Origin of the sequence: Burkholderia sp. 4NA327C6, assembly GCF_005502655.1 — a bacterium.
Classification (GTDB): Bacteria; Pseudomonadota; Gammaproteobacteria; order Burkholderiales; family Burkholderiaceae; genus Burkholderia; species Burkholderia contaminans.
Map to the genome: position 1 here is coordinate 1 of NZ_SCNZ01000042.1, position 20760 is coordinate 20760.

The following is a 20760-nucleotide window of genomic DNA, read 5'->3' on the forward strand; positions in this document are numbered from 1 at the left end:
GGCTCGTGATTGACGAGGAGGGGGGCGGGAGGCGGCGCCGATCCGGCGCGACCGATTGAAATGTATTTGTAATATTTCGCTGGCGAACTGGAAATGAAAAATTATTAGGGAGATACCCTAAAGAAAGGTCGCGTGTGTGCCGTTAGTTCGCCTCGGTAACTCACAAAAGCATTACGGAAGCACTACATCCGTACAACTACACGACCAGATTAACCGAGGGGCGCGCGGCCGGCGAAGCCGTGCGTGTGATTCGAAGATGGAACGCATCGATTTGCATCGGTGCGCAGGCATCGGGGGCCTGCGCGTGATCTTCCTTTGCCTGGCGACGGCAGGGGGGCTGCCGCATTGCGCGGTCGCCGCCGGGATCGTGCCGGACGGCGGTACGCCGACGAGCGTGTCGGCGGGGCCGAACGGCCGGCAGCTCGTGAATCTTGCGCCGGCTGTCGCCGGCGTCTCCAGCAACACCTACTCGTCGTTCAACGTGACGACAGCCGGTGCGACGCTGAACAACGTCGGCATCAACGCGCGCACGATCGTCAACCAGGTGACGAGCACGAACCGCAGCCTGATCGAAGGCGAGATCGCCGTGGCCGGGCCGCGCGCGAACGTGGTGCTGGCGAACCCGAACGGCATCACGATCAACGGCGGATCGTTCGTCAATACGGGGCATGTCGCGCTTGCCACCGGCAACGTGAGCTTCAACGACCTGCAGATCGCACCGGGCGTGATCCAGCGCAACATCGTGCTCGATACGTCGACCGGCACGATCGTCGTCGGCCCGGGCGGTCTGGCCGGCGCACTGGTCGGCCTGGACATGATTGCGAAGACGATTCGCGTCGACGGACCGATCGACAACACGTTCTCGTCGGCGACCGCCGGCGTGCGCCTGCTGGCCGGCCGCAGCCGGGTCGAACTGAACACGGGACTGTCGCCGACCGACAACGCCAACGACTGGCTGGCGCGCGGCGCGACGACGAATCCCGATACGGCGTCGTCCTACGCGATCGATATCACCGCTGCCGGCAGCGTGACCAGCGGGCGCGTGCAGCTGATCGTGACCGACCGCGGGCCCGGCGTGCGCAGCGCCGGCCCGATGAATGCGTCGCTGGGCGATTTCACGCTGACGTCCAATGGGAACGTCGAGTTTTCGCACACGAAGCTTGGCGTCGCGAGGGATTTCGCGGTGACGGCGCAGGGCAGCGTGACGTTGACGGACACGGAGGTGAAGGTCAACGGCGGCCGCGCCGGCGTGTCGGCCGCGGACGCGATCACGCTCAACGGCAGCAGCCTGCTGGCGTCGGGCGGCATCAAGCTGAATGGCACGGGTATCGCACTGCAGCCCGACGATGCGATGGCCGGCTCGACGGTGGCGTCGTCCCAGAGCGGCGTGGTGCTGAAGAGCGGCGCGGACATCGTGAACGTCGGCTCGCTCGTGCAGGGGCAGGCCGCGATCGACGCGGATGCCGACTCGGCAGGCGCGGTGACGCTGAACGCAGCCGGCCGCATCCTGAACCAGTCGCAGCCGCAGACGCGGATCGGCATCCTGTTCGGCGTGCAGGGCGACGTATCGCTGACCGCGGGCGCGGACATCGTCAACCAGAACGCGCGGATCCTGTCGAACCGGAGCGTCTCGATCGCGGCCGGCGGCGATCTGGAGAACGTCGTCGATCACAGTACGGGCGTGCAGGACGGCGCGGTGATCGGGTTTGCGGAGCAAGGCGGCCGATTCCTGTTCTTCCGGCATCGCAGCGACGGCTTCACGGTCGACTACGGCGCGCTCGCGGACGCTTCCAAGCTTGCGTACATCACTGCCGACGCGGGAAATGTGTCCGTGCGTGCCGCGAACGTCAGGAACATCGGCGGATCGATTCTCTCGAACGGCGGCGCGATCGACATCACCGCGCGCGACAGCCTGCTGACACAGGCGATCTTCACCGGCCAGGCTTCGTTGCGGCGTTCGTGCTTCGTCTTCTGCCGCTCGAGTGCATCGTCGAGCGTGCAGGCTTTCGGCGGCGCCATCGAGGCCAACACGGACATCCTGTTGAAGGCCGGCACGCAGATTACCAATACGGGCGGTATCGTGCGCGCGCTCGGCGGGTTGACGCTCGATGCGCCCAGGACCCTCGCACAGGGCGTGACGGGCTATACGGTGATCAACCGCGATCACGATTTGAAGGCATGGTTCGGCAATCGCTGGGCGGCCATCTATCGGAGCGATACCGGCGGCCTGTTCAGCGGCGGAACCGGCAAGGTGCGCCTGACGGGCGAGGCGGATATCGACGGCGGCGCGTACGGTGCGCCCGAAGGCGTGCTGGCGGCCGGCGGCGTGGTGACGATTCGGCCGCCGCACCGGGATCTCGTGACGATCGGCAACCGCAATCATCTGGGCCTCGTGTCGTGGTTCGGTCTGTGACGGGCGGCATGTCGTCGGCAATGGTCCGGGTGCTCGCGCTGGTGATCGGCGCGACGCCGTTGTGCGTGCGCGCGCAGCTCGCCGGCGGATTGCCGCCTGGCGCACCGCCGGGTCTCGGCGCGATACCGCCGGGGCTCGCGGTGCCGCGCGCCGAGCAGGACCCTGCGCAGCGCCTGCTCCAGGAACAGCGCGACCGGCAGCGCCGCGACGAAATCGCGCAGCCGCCGGCGCAGATCGCATTGCCCGAACAGCCGGCCATGCCCGACTTGCCGCCGGGCGCCGATGTCGAAACGCTGCCGGACGTGGCGCCGATGTTCCTGATCGAGCGCGTCGAATTCACGGGCGACACGATTCTGGGGCAGCCCGCGCTCGACCGTATCGCGGCGCCGTTTGTCGGCAAGCAGCTCGGGCGCAACCGGATCAACCTGTTGCTGCGCCGGCTGACCGAAGCCTTCATCTCGCGCGGCTACATCACGACGCGCGCCTATCTGGGCCCGCAGAACCTCGCGTCCGGCACGCTGAAGATCAATCTCGTACCCGGCCGCGTGGCCGCGCTGACGCTGAACGGCAAGCCGCTGCGTCCGCGCGACCCGGACGAGAAATGGTACGAGGTGCGCGGCGGCGGCCTGCTGACCGAAGCCGGCACGGCGTGGGCGTTCGCGAGCGCGCCGGGCGATCCGCTGCGCCTGCCCGATCTCGAGCAGGGCGTCGACCAGATCAACCGGTTGCGGCGCAACCAGGCCGAGATCCGCATCCTGCCGGGCGAAGCGCCGGGGGATTCGGTCGTCGCGATTTCGAACCGCTCTGGCGACCGTCTTCATTACGACTTCGGCGTCGACAACTACGGCAGCTCGCAGACCGGCAAGACGCGCTATCGCGCGGGCGTCGAGGCCGACAACGTGATCGGGCTGCAGGAATCGCTGTCGTTCAACTACGTGGGAACGACCGAAACGAACGCGCTCGTGTTTTCCGCGGCGGTGCCGTACGGGTATCAGACCTTCAGCTACACGGTGTCGATGTCCGAGTACCAGCAGGCGATCGGCGACGTCGCGCTGCTCGAAGGCCGCACGTTCAGCCAGATGCTCGGCTGGAACGATGTGCTCGTGCGCTCGTCGAGCGGGCGCATGAGCGTCGACGTGACGCTCAACAAGCTGCGCACCGAGCGCGATGTGAACGGCCTGCCGCTGTCGCCGCAGAGCCTCACGGTGCTGCGTGTCGCGCTGAATGGGCTCGTGCGCTTCGCGGCGCGCGGCCAGGGCGCCGCGGCGACCTGGGACGTCGGCGTGTCGCAGGGGCTGCCGTGGCTCGCGGCCAACCATGATGCATCGGACATCGGCATCGACGACGCGCACAGCCAGTTCACCAAGCTCGACGCGACCGGCACGCTGCAGTTTGCGCTCGGCAGTCTCGCAGGAAGCGCGTGGGCCTATCGCGGCACGCTGCGGGCGCAATACAGCCGCGTGGCGCTGTTCGGCAACGAGCAGATCTTCCTGGGCGGCATGAGTTCGGTCCGCGGGTTCACCGAAGGCGGGATCGCGGGCGACAGCGGCATCTTCGTGCGCAACGAGGCCGCGTGGCAGAACGTGCCTGCCTGGCGCGACGCGCGAATCGAACCGTATGTGTTTCTCGATGGCGGCAAGGCCCACCTGAATGCGCAGGGCGGCTGGCCGACGCTCGTCGGCGCCGGCGTGGGCACGCGCGCGCAATGGCGCCTGCGGAGCGGAACGGTCTCGGCCGAAGTGCTGGTCGGGCAGGCGCTCGCGCAGCCGGCGGCGCTCGGCAGGAAGGCCACCGTGCTGCTGGCAACACTCAACTGGTCGGACTGAATGAAGGAGAACCTCATGAATCGTCTGTCGAACGGTCGCGCGATCGCGACGCAATGGAATCTGCGGGCGCGCCTGCGCCGGACCGGCGTTGCGCTCGCCGCCGCCATGCTTTGCGGTACGGTCGCGCCGCAAGCGCATGCACTGAACAAGGCGGCGAAGAAGCCGGCGGATACGGTCGCCGCGATGCCCGCCGATGCCGTCGCGAGCGTGAACGGCGTGCCCGTCACGCAAACGCAAGTCGACGAAGCGGTGCGCGCGTCGAAGGCGGCCGATACGCCGGCGCTGCGGGCGGCGATGAAGAATCAACTGATCGCGCGAGAACTGTTCCGGCAGGCGGCGCTGAAGCAGCACTACGACACCCGCCCGCAAGTCGTTGCCGCGGTCGAGCAGGCGAAGACGCTTGCGATGACGCAGGCGTACCTGCACGACCAGGTCAAGCCGGCACCGGTCCCGGAGACGGACATCCGGGCACGCTACGACGCGATCGTCGCGGGGCTCGGCGAGAACGAATACAAGCCGAGCGCGATTGCGGTCAACGACGCGGACACCGCGAAGCAGATCATCGCGCGCCTCAGGAAAGGCGAGGACTTCGGCACGCTGGCGCAGCAGTTCAGCAAGGGGCCGGCTGCCGCGCAAGGCGGTGCGCTGAACTGGATCTCGTTCAAGACGCCGATCGAGGCGGGCAATACGCAGAACTGGCCGCAGCCGCTCGCCGAGGCGCTCGTGAAGCTGCCGCAGGGCGGCCTGACGCGCGAGCCCGTCCAGGTCGGCGATGCGTACTGGATTCTGCGTGTCGACGACAAGCGCGTGACGCAGGTGCCGACGTTCGACCAGGCGAAGGACATGCTGCGGCAGCAGCTCGAGCAGGTCGCGATGGAGAAGGCCACGGCGCAGGTCGTCGTGGACCTGATCCGCAACGCGCGCATTCAGCAGTAAACGGCAAGCAGTTGTGCCGGGCCGACACCCGGCGATTACACACGCGATACCGGGCGGGGAAATCCCGGCATCGCGCGATGCCACGGTCGGCCGGCCGATGGCGCGAGACGCACGGCGCAAGCCCAATAAGAACGAAGCAAAAAATAGATGAATACGTCCAAGCGTAAGGTCCTGCAGCAGCTCGCCGCCGCCGGTGCGGCGCGAATCGGCGCGCGCGCGCGGTCCGCGGCAGATGCGCCGCGTTTCCTGGCGGTCGCACCGGTCGTTCACCCGTATCGCTGGTGGCAGCGGGCGACCTGCGCGATCGTCGCGCTGGCGATGTTCATCGGACCGATCACGGTGACGGTCGAGCAGGGGCGCGGCGCGGCCGGCGTGCTGGGTGCCGGCAATCGCCGTATGGATGACGAAACGTGGCAGCGCGTGCTCGACCTGGCATCGCTGCGCGTGCGGCTGTCGATGCGGATTGCCGCTGCCGCGCCGATCGTCGACCCGACTGCGCCCATCTCATTCCAGCCCGCGATCACGCAATCGACGGGCGCGGGCGGCGGCGTGCCGGTCGTCAATATCACCGCGCCCAACGCGGCCGGCATTTCGCTGAACCAGTATCAACAGTTCAATATCGACCCGGTCGGCCTGATCCTCAACAACAGCCTGATGTCGGGGACGTCGCTGACGGGCGGCAACGTGCAGGCGAATGCGAACCTGAACGGTCGCACGGCGAGCGTGATCGTCAACCAGGTGACGTCGACGGGCAATGCCTACGCGAGCATGCTGAACGGCCCGCTCGAAGTGTTCGGCGCGCCGGCGACTGTCGTCATCGCGAACCCGAACGGCATCACGACGCGCGGCACGGGATTCACCAATACCATCGGCGTCACGCTGTCGACCGGCGCGCCGCAGTTCCTGGGCAGCGTGGGCGGCACGGCGACCGACTTCGCGAACGCGAAGGCGATCGGCTACAACGTGACCGGCGGCCACCTGCAGATCGAGGGCAATGCCGGCGTCAACGGGCCGGGCGCGGGGATCGAGGGGACGGTCGGCACGATCGACCTGATCGGCGAGACGATCGGCATCAACGCGCCGCTGTATGCGGGCACGCGCATCAACGCGATTGCCGGGCGGCAGTTCGTGGCGCCGACGGCCGCGGATGCGTACGGCACCACGTACGGCACCGCGTCGAATGGCGCGGCGAATTCCGCCGCGGCGATCAACGCAGCGAACGGCGGCGCGAATCGCTCGCTCGCGATCGACGCGACCGCATTCGGTGCGATGACCGCCGGCCAGATCCAGGTGATCAGCACCGCGGCGGGGATGGGCGTGCGGGCCGACGCGCAACTGGCCGCGAACGCAGGCGACCTGACGATGTCGTCGAACGGCGACGTGTCGGTCGCTGGCTCGGCCGCGCAGCGGCAGGCCACCGTGCAAAGTTCGGGCAACGTATCGATGACGGGCGCGCATCTGGGTGTCGGCGGGTATGCGATCAGCGCGAGCGGAGATGTGACGTCGACCGGGGCGATCCAGTCGGGCGGGAAGCTCGCGATCACCGCCGGCGGCAACGTGAACGTCGCGAACGCGCAAGCCAACGGCGACGTGTCGATTGCAGGCGGCCCGAACGTGACGCTGGGCGATGTGCAGACGGGCGGTGCGCTGGCGGTTGCGGCGCAGGGCGGCACGGGCGGCGACGTCACGCTGAACGGCACGGCGCTGGCCGTGGCCGGCACGTCGCTGCGCGCGTCGCGCGACATCCGCGTCAACGGCCGGCTGGATAGCAGCACGATCGATGCAAGCGCGCAACGCAGCATCGCATTGGCCGGGCCCGTCAATGCATCCGGCGACCTGACGCTCACAGCGCGGGACGGCGACCTCGCCACGACCGCGCGCGTCGCCAGCGGCGGGAATCTGTCCGCCAGCGCAGGGCACGATGTCGCGGCGAGCGGTGCGCTGCTGGCGAATGGCGACGTGAGCGTGCGGGCCGGAAACAGCGCGAGTGTGGGGGATATCCATGCGGGCGGCGCGATCGAGCTGAGCGCGCAAGGCGCGGCCGGGGGCGGCGACCTGGCGTTCAACGGCAATACGCAGGCGACCGGCGCCACGCGCATCGCATCGGCGCGCGACATCACGGTGAACGGCACGTTGACGGGCGGTTCGACGCTGGCGCTCGACGCACGTCGCGACGTGACGGTCGATGCGGAAGGCACCGTGCAGTCGGCGGGCGACCTCGCGCTGACGGCGCGCACCGGCAGCGTGACATCGAACGGCACGTTGACGGGCGCATCGAACCTGTCGGTGCAGGGCGCGCAGGACGTCGCGCTGCTCGGCACGACCGGCGCCGCGGGCGACGCGGCGGTAAGCGCCGGCCGCGACGTGACGGTGGGCGGCACGTTGTCCGGGCGCGGCGGCGCGCGGATCGACGCAGGGCGCGACATCGTCCTGGGCGGCAGCACGGGTTTCGTGAAGGACGTGCAGGCGCAGGCGGGCCGCAACCTGTCGATGACGGGTTCACTTGCCGCGACGAACGTGACGTTGGGCAGCGGCCAGTCGATGACGCTGCACGACGTGCAGTCGTCCGCGGCGTTGCAGGCGAACGCGCAAAACGGCGCGCTGACGATCGACGGCACCGTGACGTCGTTGTCGACCACCCAACTCGGATCGGGCGGCGACACGGCGGTGACCGGCACGCTGCAAAGCAAGAGCCGCCTCGATGTCGTGAGTGGCGGCAACGTCGCGATCGCGGGGCAGGTCAATACGTTGTCGACCGGAACCTTCCGCGCAGGAAACCGGTTCAGCGTCGACGGCACGCTGCAGACCACCGGATCGCTCGATATCGCAAACGGCGGGGACGCCTCGATCGCCGGCACGGTGAACGCGCTGTCGGATGCCGTGCTCGCGTCGAGCGGCGGCGCCACGGTCAACGGCTTGCTGCAGAGCGCGGGCCCGTTGGCGCTGACGGGCGGCGCGAACACGTCGATCGGCGGGACGGTGCTGTCGACGGATGACGTGACCCTCACGAATGCCGCGGGCTCGCTGACGAGCACCGGCACGATCCAGGCGGGCCGCGATCTGTTGATCGACGCCGCACACGCAGTCGATCTCGGCAAACAGCAGACGATCGCGCAACGCGACCTGACGGTGCGCGCGGGCGGTGACCTGACCGCGAACGGCGCGGTGGTCAGCCAACGCAACGGCATGCTGAACGCCGGCGGCACGCTGGGCGGTGCGGCATCGATCGCGTTCGGTCAGGCGGCGACGCTGCAGTCGGGCGGCGACACGCGCCTGACGGGCTCGTTGCGCGGCGACACGGTGCAGACGCAGGCGGGCGGCTCGGCGTTGCTGCACGACGTGCAGGCCGTGTCGTCGATGTCGCTTGCCGCGACGCAGGATCTCGCGACGACGGGCAACCTGATCGGCAACGCAACGACGACATTGCAGGCCGGGCGCGATCTCGGCGTCAGCGGCGCGGTTCAGTCGTCGCAGACGCTGACGCTGGCAGCCGGTCGCGATGTCGCAACCACGGGCGCACTGCGGACCGACCAGGATCTGCACGTTCATGCGGGCAACAACGCGGCGATCGGCGACATGCAGGTCGGCACCGTGCTTGACGTGAAGTCGCAAGGCACGGCGGGCGGCGGCGACGTGACGCTCAACGGCAACGCGGTCGTCGCAGGCGTGACGAACGTGCAGGCGGCGCGCGACATCGTCGTGAACGGTTCGCTCACCGGCGCCACGCAGGTGGCGCTGTCGGCGCAGCGAGACATCGGCGTCAACGGCAGTGGCGCCGTCCGTGCGATCGGCGATCTTGCGCTCACCGCGACGACCGGCAGCATCGCGTCGGCCGGCACATTGAACGGCGCAGGCGCGCTGACCGCGAATGCGGCGCAGGACGTCGCGCTGACCGGCACGACCGTGTTCACCGGCGACACCACCGTGACGGCGGGGCATGACGTGACGGTCGGCGGAACTCTGGCAGGTCGTGGCGGTGCACGCGTCGACGCGGGGCGCGACATCGCGCTGGGTGGTAGTGCAGGATTCCTGAAGGATGTGCAGGCGCAGGCGGGACGCAACCTGTCGATGACGGGTTCGCTCGCCGGCACGAACGTGACGCTGGGCAGCGGCCAGTCGATGACGCTGCATGACGTGCAGTCGTCGAGTGCGTTGCAGGCCAATGCACAAAACGGGACGCTGACCGTCGACGGCACGGTCACGTCGTTGTCGACCGCGCAGCTCAAATCGGGCAGCGATACGACCGTGACCGGCACGCTGCAAAGCGCGGGCCATCTCGATCTGACGAGCGGCGGCAATCTCGGGATCGGCGGCACCGTCAGCGCGTTGTCCGATGCGGCCGTCACGTCGAGCGGCGCGGCGAGCGTGAACGGACTGTTGCAAAGCGCGGGCCCGTTGACGCTGACGAGCGGCGCGAACACGTCGATCGGCGGCGCGGTGCTGTCGACGGGTGACGTCACCCTCAAGAACGCGGCGGGCGCGCTGACGAGCACCGGCACGATCCAGGCGGGCCGCGATCTGCTGATCGACGCCGCGCACGCGGTCGATCTCGGCACGCAGCAAACCACGGCGCAACGCGACCTGACGGTACGCGCGGGCGGCGACCTCATCGCGAACGGCACGGTGATCGGCCAGCGCAACGGCGTGCTGAACGCCGGCGGCGCGATGGGCGGCGCGGCAGCGATCGCATTCGGGCAGGCGGCGACGCTTCAATCGGGCGGCGATACGCGCCTGACGGGTTCGCTGCGCGGCGACACGGTGCAGATACAGGCAGGCGGGGCGGCGTCGCTGCACGACGTGACGGCCGCAGCGACGATGTCGCTCACGGCCGCGCAGGATCTCGCGACGACGGGTACCGTGGTGGCCGGCTCGACGGCGGCGCTTCAGGCCGGCGGGAACCTGGGCATCGGCGGCGTGATGCAGGCGGTCGGCGATATCGCGCTGACCGCGACGAGCGGAAGCGTGTCGACCAGCGGACCGATCGCCGGCAACGGCGCGATCGACATGCAGGCGGGTACCGACATCCTGCTGAACGGAACGGTCGGTGCGGCGCGCGGCATGTCGCTGAATGCGGCTCGTGACGTTTCGACGACGCAGGCCTTGAACGTGCTGGCGAACGACCTGCGGATCACGGCCGGCAACAACGCCGGCGTGGCCGATGTGCAGGCGGGCGGGGCGTTGTCCGTCACCGCCCGGAACGGCGACGCGGCGTTCAACGGTACGGCTGCGGCGCTCGGCGAAACCACCGTGACCGCGGGGCGCGACGTGGTCGTGCGCGGCACGCTCGCCGGTGGCGGCGACGGCACGAGCGCGACGCATGCGCCGACGTCCGTGCAGGCCGGGCGCGACGTCCAGGTGACGGGCATGCTCGCGGGCGGCGCAACGCTCGGCGTCAACGCCGCGCGCGACGTGACGATCGGCAACGCCGGTCAGGTCCAGGCGGCCGGCGACATGACGCTCGCGGCCGGCGCAGGCAACGTGACGTCGCAGGGCACGCTCGCGGCCGAACGCAATGTCGTGCTGACGGCGGCCACGGACGTGTCGCTGACCGGCAAGACCAGCATCGGCGGCGATGCTGCGTTGACGGCCGGGCACGACCTGACGCTTGACGGATCGGTCGTGGGCAAGGGCGGCGCGACGCTGAACGCGGGCCACGATGTGGCGATCGGCGGTAGCACCGTCTTTGCGAACGACGTCACGGCCAAGGCCGACAACGACCTCGCGGTCACCGGCGCGCTGCAGGGGCAGGCGGTGTCGCTGAGCGCCGCGCGCTCGATCGCGCTGAAGGACGTGCAATCGAATGCGGCGCTGACCGTCAACGCGAAGGGCGGCGCACTGACGATCGACGGCACCGTCAACTCGCTCGCAGGCGGCACGCTGAACGCAGCCGGCGACCTGACGGTCAACGGCGCATTGCAGGCGGCCGGATCGCTGAATGCGGCGAGCGGCGGCACTCTCGCGATCAACGGGGCCGTCAATGCCCTTGCCGATGCGACCTTGCATTCGGGCGCGGACCTGAACGTGAACGGCACGCTCCACGCGGGCGGCCCGCTGGCGGCATCGAGCAATGGCGCGCTGTCGGTCGGCGGCAAGCTCGACGCGGCTACCGATGCGGCGTTGAGCGCGGCGCGCGGCCTCGTGGTCGACGGCACCGTCAACGCCGGCCGCCAGCTCGACATGACGAGCGGCGGCCCGGCGACGCTGCGCGGTGTGGTCAACGCGGCAGGGGCGGGCGTGCTGCGCTCGGACGGTGACATCACGGTCAACGGCACGCTGCAGGCGGCGGGGCCGCTCGACGTGATCGGCGGCGGCAACACGACGGTCGCCGGCGCGCTGGTGTCGTCGGGCGACATGACGCTGCGCAATGCCGCGGGCACGCTGACGAGCACCGGCACCCTGCAATCGGGCGGCAACCTGTCGGCCGACGCGGCCGGCACGATCGATCTCGGCCAGGGGCGCACGACGGCACTTGGCGATCTGACCGCGAACGCGGGCCGGGATCTGCGCGCGGACGGCACGGTGATCGCACAGGGCCGCGGTACGCTGACGGCCGGCGGCGCGATCGGCGGGGCGGGGGCGCTGGCGTTCGGCGGCGCGGCGACCCTGCAGTCGGGTGGCGACACGCTGCTCACCGGTTCGCTGCGCGGCGACAAGGTCGACGTGAACGCGGGCGGCCACGCGACGCTGCACGACGTGACGGCGGGCGCATCGATGACGCTCGCATCGGCCGGCAACCTGCGCACGACCGGCGCGGTGACCGGCAACGCGGACGTGCTGCTGCGCGCGGGCGGCGACATCGATCACGGCGGGGTGTTGCAGGCCATCGGCAACGCGACGTTCGACGCGCGCGGCGGGCATGTCGCGTCGACGGGCTCGATCGCGACGAACGGCGCGCTCGCGGTAAAGGCAGGCACGGATATCGCGCTCGGCGGCAAGACGGCCTCGGCGCTGGACATCGCCCTGACCGCCGGCCGCGACATCGCGCTCGGCGGCTCGCTGACGAGCGGCGGCGCGTTCGATGCGACGGCCGGCGGGAATGCGGGCATCGCCGGCACGGTGCTGGCGATCGGTGACACGCATGTCGGCGCGGCCAACGATATCGACGTGACCGGCAAGCTCGAGGGCCACGGGGCCGGCACGCTCGGCGCAGGCCGAGACCTGACCGGCGCGGGCACGATTGCGTTCGCGCAGGCCGCGACGCTCGATGCGGGCCGCGATGTCGTGCAGGGCGGGCTGGTGCAGGGGCACACGGTTGCAGTCACGGCGGCAGGCAACGCCAGCGTGACGAACGTGCAGGCGGACGACACGTTGTCGTTGCGCGCGAACGGCACGCGCACGGACACCGGGCCCGGCAACCTGACGATCAACGGCACGGCCGCCGCCGGCGGGCGCATCGACGCGGTCGCGGCGCAGGATGTGTCGGTGCCCGGCAAGCTGCAAGGAGCAACCTCGGTCGGCATCGACGCGGGGCGCAACGCCGTGATCGGCGGTGCGGTCCAGTCGGGCGGCGCGATGACGATCGCCGCACATGCCGGCGATCTGGCCGCAACCGGCGGGATAAACAGCGGCGCGACGCTCGACGTGACGACCGGACGCGATCTGTTGCTCGGCGCGACGACGAGCGCGGTCGGCGACATGGCGCTCACTGCCGGGCGCGATCTGAACGCCGGCAGCGGGCTGCTGATCGGCGACGCGAACGGCACGCTGCGCGCGGCGCGCGATATCGTCGGCGCTGGCAAGCAGTCGTTCCTGCAAGGCGCGTTCGACGCCGCCGCGCAGCGCAATGCGACGGTGGACGGTCTCGTCCAGGCGAAGGGCGTGCGTGTGCAGGGCGGCAACGACGCATCGGTCAACGATGTCGTCTCGGCGACCACCCTCGACCTGAAGGCGCTCGGCAACGCCGGCGGCGGCGATGCCGTGGTGCGCGGCACCGCGCAGGCGGCCGGCGCCGCGAGCGTGACCGCCGCGCACGACGTGCGGGTGACGGGCACGCTGGCGAACGGTGCGGCGCAAACCTTGAGTGCGGGCAACGATGTCGTCGTGAGCGGCACGTCGCAGTCTGCCGGCGACATGAAGGTGGCCGCATCGGGCGGCAACGTGCAATTGAACGGCATGACGACGTCCGGCGGCGCGCTCGATGTGCGCGCCGGCGTCGATGCGCAATTGAACGGCACGATCGCCGCGGCCGGCACGACGACGGTCCAGGCCGGCCGCGATATCGGCATCGGCGGCAGTCTGGCAGGCCAGGCGGGCGGTGCGCTGACGGCGGCACGGGACATCACCGGCGCGGGATCGGTGGCGTTCGGGCAGGCCGCGACGCTCGCCGCGTCGCACGACATCGCGTTGTCGGGGGCGCTGCAGGGCGCGAGCGTGTCGGTGACGGGCGGCAACAATGTCGGCCTCGCCGGCGTGCAGGCAGTGTCGGGCGACCTGTCGGTCGCCGCGAACGGCAATGCGGGCGGCGGCGACGTGACGCTCGGCGGCGCGGTGACCGCGCTGGGCGCGTTCTCGCTGCAGGCGGCGCGCGACGTCAACGTGAATCACGCGATCAATGCGGGCGCGGCGACGGACATCAAGGCCGCACGCAACGTCGCCCTCGCCGACGTGAACACGGCCGGCGACCTGAGCGTCACAGCGTCGAACGGTAGCGCCGGCGCGGCGAACGTGACCGCGCGCGGCAACCTGAACGTGACGGCCGGGCAGGCGATCACGCTGTCGGGTCAAACCGTGTCTGGCGGCAATGCGACGCTGGCGTCCGGCGGCGACATGACGCTGGTCGGCAGCATCGCCGCGCAGCAGGCCGGCACGCTGACGGCGGGCGGCTCGATCGACGCGGCGTCGATCGCGTTCGGCAAGCAGGCCACGGTCAGCGCGGCGAACGGCATCGCCGTGAAGGGTGGCGTCGCGACCGACGGCGACCTGGCGATGACGGCGGGCAACGACCTCGCGATCGGCAGTGCGCAGGCGGGCGGGGCGATCGACTTGCGCGCGCAGGGGCACAACGGTGCCGGCGACGTGGTCGTGAACGGCGGCATGACGTCCGGCAAGGCGACGACGATCGCCGCCGTGCGCGACGTGGTGATCGCCGGTGGCGTCGGCAGCGGCGCAAGCCTGACGGCCGGCGCGGGACGGAGCCTCGGCATCGCCGGCGCAATTCGTTCGAACGCCGATACGTCGCTAAGCGCGACGCACGGCAATCTCGTCGTGGGCGGCGACTTCGTTTCCGTCGGCAATTTCGGTGCGCGTGCCGGCGGCACGCTGGCGCTGCTGACGGGCGGGCTCGCCAACGGCGACACCACGTTGACTTCCGGCGGCGCGATGACGCTCGGCGGCGCACTGTTCGGCCTCGGCGGCGCGAATCTTGACGCGGGCGGCGCGATCACGGGCGGCAGCGCACTGACGTTCGGCAAGGATATCGGCGTCACGTCCGGCGCGGGCGTCACGCTGGGCGCGATCCAGGGGGCAGGGAAGTTCACGGCGACGTCGACCGGCGACCTGTCGCTCGGTGCGACAACCGCGGTCGGCGGTGTGTCCGCGACGTCGCAGGCGGGCAGCGTCGCCGTCAACGGCGCGCTGCAGTCCGGCGGGAACGTGCAGATCCAGGCGGCGAACAATGCGCAGGTGACGGGCGCGGTGTCGTCGATGGGCACGGTGAACGTCAACGGCGTCAACGGCAACGTGACGCTCGCGGGCGTGTCGTCGAACGGCGACACGACGCTGCATGCCGGGCAGAACCTCACGCTCGGCGGCTCGAGCGTCGTGGCCGGTCAACTGGGGGTGTCGGGCGGCAACGTGACGCTCAACGGGACGGTGACCGGTTCGAAGAACGTGACCGTTTCCGCGCAGGGGACGGTGGACGCAGGCAACGCGACGATCGTCGCGTCGCAGAACCTGCAGATGAACGGCGCGAACGTCACGCTCGGCGATGCGACGGTGGGCGGCGCGCTGACCGCACAGGCATCGAACCAGCTCACGCTGGCCGGCGGGCACGCGGTGAACGTGGTCGGCAATGCGGCGCTGACGTCGCAGAACGGGCTGTATAACGCAGCGCATGTGCTGGCCGGGTCGCTCAACGTGTCCGCGCCGAACCTGACGAACGCGGCGGGTGCGTCGCTTGCGTCGATCGGCGCGACGACGATCAACGCGTCGAACTTCACGAACGCGGGGCTGGTGAACGGCACGACGACCAACGTGACCGTGGGCGGCGGGCTGACGAACGTCGGCGGGTCGCTGATGGCGGTGGATGCGCTCGGCATCAACGCGGGTTCGCTGAACAACCAGAGCGGGATCATCTTTGCGGGGAATCCGAGCGTCGGAACGGGGGCGACCGGCGATGTGTCGCTGACGGTCAATGGCGGCAACGGTGCGTTCTACAACGCGGGCGGGCAGTTGCTCGCGCAACGGAACATGGGCATCAACGTCGCCAACATGACGTTCGATCCGCTGCAGGGGACGATCAGCCAGGGCGGGAATCTGTCGATCACCGCCGGCTACGTGAACATCGGCGGCACCTGGAACTACGGCGGGCAGAGCGTGGCGCTGACCGGCCTGAACGGCATCGCGAACTACGGCACGATGACCGGCACCGCGGCGCTGACGCTGTCGTCCGGCGGCGGGACATTCGAGAACCACGGGCAGGTCAGCGGTCGTGATGTGACCTTCAACGGCACGCTGAACAACGCGGCCGGCGCGGTGATGCATGCCGACAATGTGTTGACGCTGAACGGCAATACGACGAACCGCGGGACGGTCGAGGCGGGGAGCGTACTCAACGTCAGCGGCTGGGACTACGACAACCAGGGGGCGACGACGCAGTCGAGGGGGGATGCGAATTTCAATCTAGGCGGTTCGCTGTTCAATACGGGCGGTTCGATATTCGCCGGCCGGAACATCGGCGTCTCTGCTACGCAGGTGATCAACGACCAGACTGCTCCGCAGGGAGCAGTCACGACCACCACGCAAGTCAGCGACCCCGCGCTCCTGATGTCAGGGTCGGTCGGCACGGTGACGGTTGGCTACGAGAATGTCAAAAATGGAGACCATGGTTACGTTCAGGCTGCGTATAAAACGCTGCCTGCGACGCTCGGTGGCCTGTTGGCGCCGACTGGCTCGACCACGAACAGCAGTTTGATGACGGCTTCCGCTCCGGTCGCGACATCCGGCACCGTGACGTTCTATCAATACTACGTACAGACCGGCACCAATGACCATGGTGTTTCGCAGTCTTCAAACTACTGGTTCGTTGGAACCGGGCCTGGGGCCGGTGCACTCAAATCGGCGACATTCACATTGCCGACGGTCTATCAAACGACGACTACCCAGCAAGCCGGAACGTCGGGCGTGATTTCCGCCGGCGGTTCGATCTCGCTGACTGCCGGTAACTTGTCCAATAAGGGCGGCCAGATCGCAGCGCAAGGCGACATCGCACTCAACGTCCAGTCGCTGAGCAACGGCGCGGTTGCACCGACCATGACGGTCAACAACTCGACTTATGTCGATCAGGCCCAGTACGCGAACTTTCTGGCGCAGCTTGCGGCGCTCGGAACGATCGGGGTCCAGGGCACCGGCAACCCGACCGGCGCGTTCAATTGCGACGGCGGTAACTATTGCCAGGTGGGTTCGCCTTACCTGCCGACGACGTTCCAGATCAACAAGGGCACGGCCGCGCCTGCTGCTACCGGCACGGTGACCTTCACGACGCCGACGGGCATGATCGCGGCGGGCAGCAATCTGACGATCGGCGGCGGCAATCTGATCAACCAGGGTCTGCTGTATGCCGGCAACAACGTCGGCATTGCGTCCGGAACGCTGACTAACCAGGGCGGCAACCAACAGAACTACGCGAGCCAGGTCGGTTGCGCGTCGGGCGTGCCGAACTCCGCATGCGGCAACGCAGGCCAGCCGCGCGGCAACAATCCGACCACGACGACGTTCAGCTATGCGCAGAACAACGCGACGATCTACGCCGGTCACGATCTCGTCATCGCTGCCGGCCAGATCAACAACACGTACGGCAACCTGCTGGCGGGCCACGACATCGTCATCGGCGGCGTCGGCTCGACCGCGGGCTCGACCACGCCGGCGCAGAGCCTGAACAACACGTCGGGCAACATCGTCGCGGGCAACGACATCAAGCTGAACGTCTCGGGCGCGATCACCAACAACCTCCCGCCGCCGGTTCCGGTCCACGAGAATTACGGCAAACAGGAGAAGTATTCCGGCTGCATGACCGCCGGTGGTTACAAAGAGAGCTACTGCGAAGGGTACGTCGACCAGCAGTCGGGCAGTTCGTCGGTGATCAGCGCGGGCAACAACCTGCAGGTGAGCGCGGGCAGCCTGACGAACATCGGCAGCCTGATCGCGGCCGGCAACAACGCGACGATTTCCGTCGCGGGGCCGGTCGTCAACGAGGCGCAGGTGCTGAACGCGTACTGGCACTCGCACTGGGTGCAGGAAACCGGGATGTTCAGCAGCGACAAGCGCCACGACATCTGGGCATGCGGCACGCCGGAGCAGTGCAAGACGCTGTACGGGAGCGCTTATACGGGCACCGGCGGTACGATCGATCCGCCGATGCCGGTCGGCAACATCGCGGCGACGATCCAGGCGCCGAACCTGTCGATCTCGTCGGGCGGGCAGATCCAGAACGTCGGCAACGTGCTCGGCACGTCGGTGTCGTTGAGCGGGCAGAAGCTGATCAACGGCATCACGACGCCGAATACGTACACGCCGCAGGTCGGCGCGCCGCAGCGCGTGATCACGCTGAGCCCGGTGACGCTGCCGGGGTTGAACCTGTCGATTCCGCGCGCGGTCGGGATGGGTACGCTGCCGACACCGGTCGCCGGCAAGGCGTCGTATGTCAACGAGTCGCTCGGCGGGAGCGGGCTGCTGGGGGCGCAGGATCTGCTGAACAACCTGCCGCCGAATCTCCAGCCGTCGTCGACGTTGTTCTATTTCAATCCGCAGGAAGAGAACCTGCTGCTGCAGCAGGCCGCACTCCAGCAGACGGGCAAGTCGAGCTTCGTCGACGGTTTGTCGTACGACAGCAAGCACAACAAGTCGGTGACGGAGCAGGAAAAGGAGTACCTGTACGGAAACGCACTCGACTATTCGAAGTCGCATGGGCTGCAGCTTGGCGCGGCGCTGACGCAGGAGCAGATCAACACGCTCGACAAGCCGATGCTGTGGTACGTCGAGCAGACGGTGCCGGACCCGACGTGTCACGCGACGGGCACGGCATCGTGCCCGACGATCACCGCGTTGATGCCGCAGGTTTATCTGTCGCCGAACACGACGGCGATGTCGGCCGGCGGGAACATTGCCGGCACGGACGTCGCGCTGAAGTTCAACCAGGACGGCAACGGCAGCATCCTCAATACGGGGAGCATCACGGCGTCGGGGACGCTGAGCGTCGACACGCACACGCTGACGAACCAGGCGAATCAGGTCAACGTCGGCGAGATCTGGCAGAAGGTTGATGGCGGGTATCTGAACACGACGGGCACGGTGGTGCAGCCGGGCGGGTTCATGAGCGCGGCGAACATGGAGCTGAATGTTCAGGCGCTGAACCAGATCGGTGGGGCGCTGCAGAAGCTCACGGCCGACGGAACCATCGATCAGGCCGGGACCCAGCAAGCGCTTGCGGCGCTTCAACAGCAACTCGGCGGCAATTTCACGCAGACGGCAGTGAGCGACAACCTTCATCAGGATTTCGTGAAGGAAGGCGGCTCGTTCGGGATGACGCAGATCTTCTCGATGGTCGTTGCTGTTGCTGCCGCGATCATGATGCAGCCAGAGATATCTGCTGCGATCGCATCGATGTCGGGCGCTGCCGAAGCGGCAACCACGGCCGCGTTCATGGCGGCTCAGCAGGGGTTGACGGGTGCCGCCATCACTGCGGCGGCAAGTGCCGCAGGCGGTTCGCTGGCCGTTGGCGGGTTGGCCAACACGATGATTGCAGTCGGGTTGAGTTCGTTTGCATCGAGCGCGCTCGGCCAGGTCGTCGCCAGCGGAAAGGTCGATTTCGGCGCGAGTTTGAAGAATGGCCTGATCGGCGCGGTAACTGCCGGGCTGACGAACGGCATCACGTTTGACAGTGGTTCGTTCGGGTTCAGCGCGAATGCGGCGGTCGAAGGAAGTGCGCCGTCTCTTTCAGCGCTAGCCGGTGTGCAGACGACGGGTAATGCGTTGGTGCCGCAGGCTGGTGCGGCGGCTGGATCACTGCCGACCGCAGCGTTGGCGATGTCTGCCAATGCGGCGATTCAGGCCGGCACGCAGACGCTGATCGGCGGGGGGAGTTTCCTTGACAGTTTGCGAGACAGCTTCGTCAGGGATGCGGCGGCGGCTGGTGCATACGCGATCGGTAATGCAAAGGTTGCCGGCGACTTTGGTGACGGACTTTCAGAAACACTGGTTCATATGGCCTCGCATGCCGCGCTCGGCTGCGCTGCAGGCGCCGCGACCGGTGAGGGGTGTGGAGGAGGGGCAATTGGCGGGGCTGTTAGCGCGGTTGCTACGTCAACCCTGGTTGATCAGGCAGGCGGCGCCGCGACCTTGACAAGTGGCCAGCGTGCGGCGATCGCCGGCGTATCGACGTTGCTGGGCGGTTTGACAGCCGGGCTTGCCGGGGAGAATGCGCAGGGCGGGGCTGCGGCGGCGCAGAATGAAGCGCTGAACAACGGGTTGGCGGATCACGGTATGCCCGCGAATCCGCTGCGTAAGGCACTCGATATAGCGTGCGGCGGCGGTACCAAGCCATGCGACCCCAAGTTACTGCAAACGTTGATGCAGGCGCAGGGCGCTAATGCCGATCAAGCGTCGGCGATGATGAATGCCGCCGCCCCTTATGTCGGAGGTGCGCTCGGTGGTGTGCTGGGTGGTGTGCTGTTCGGTCCGGGAATCGCCGCTGGATGTGTAGCAAATGCCGTCCTTTGTGCAAACGAACTGACTATACTCGCGGCGGAGGTCTATGCCGGTCTGAATGGTATGCCTGTAGGGACGGGGGCCTCAGTCCTGACGGGTGTGTCGTCGCCAGCCGCAATGGGATCTGCTGTCAGTGTCGAGGCGCGAGCGCTAGGCGAGGCTCGGTTGCTCATCGCGGAGGGAAGCAAAAATCCTGCAGTCTCGGTAGGGGGGGCTGCCGCGCTTGGCATTCAAACTCCCCCGTTCAGCAACATTCTTGCAAAGGTGCCGACGTTTCCGGGAGTCAAGATGTCTGCAGATGGCGATACGTTTGTGATTGTCGATCAGGGTAAATTTATGGATGCGATTGCTGGCGAGTATGGCAGGTCCGGTCAGAAGCTTAATGGCCAGACAGTTCGGCAGATCGAGGGCTATATTGCGAGTCACGACTCGTTTCCGACCATGGCAGGGATACCTGGCTTGCACGCGGAGGTTCAGTCATTGAACTACATCTACAACGCAGTGCCGAATCCGGCCACGCTGAACCTGGCCGATATCAGTATTGCGACCATAAAGCTGGGGCGGAGCAGTGCGGCCGGAACTCAAGGAGGCGCGTTCACGGCATGTCAGAATTGTAGTGGGATCATTCCACCCAAGGTTAATGTCATTACCGGGAGGCAATAG

4 protein-coding genes are annotated in these 20760 nt (G+C 68.2%); all 4 read left to right on the forward strand.

The window, feature by feature from the left end; translation table 11 throughout:
- Nucleotides 1-256: 256 nt before the first annotated feature.
- Nucleotides 257-2413, forward strand: coding sequence for a filamentous hemagglutinin N-terminal domain-containing protein (locus FFS49_RS31395; RefSeq protein WP_105817193.1), 2157 nt, complete (start codon nt 257-259; stop codon nt 2411-2413).
- 8 nt (nt 2414-2421) lie between these two features.
- Nucleotides 2422-4239, forward strand: a complete 1818-nt coding sequence (locus tag FFS49_RS31400) for a ShlB/FhaC/HecB family hemolysin secretion/activation protein (RefSeq protein ID WP_105817407.1) — start codon at nt 2422-2424, stop codon at nt 4237-4239.
- A 15-nt stretch (nt 4240-4254) separates the two neighbouring features.
- Complete coding sequence (locus FFS49_RS31405; RefSeq protein ID WP_105817192.1) at nt 4255-5175, forward strand: peptidyl-prolyl cis-trans isomerase; 921 nt, start codon at nt 4255-4257, stop codon at nt 5173-5175.
- Between the two features lie 147 nt (nt 5176-5322).
- Complete coding sequence (locus FFS49_RS31410; RefSeq protein WP_105817191.1) at nt 5323-20760, forward strand: filamentous hemagglutinin N-terminal domain-containing protein; 15438 nt, start codon at nt 5323-5325, stop codon at nt 20758-20760.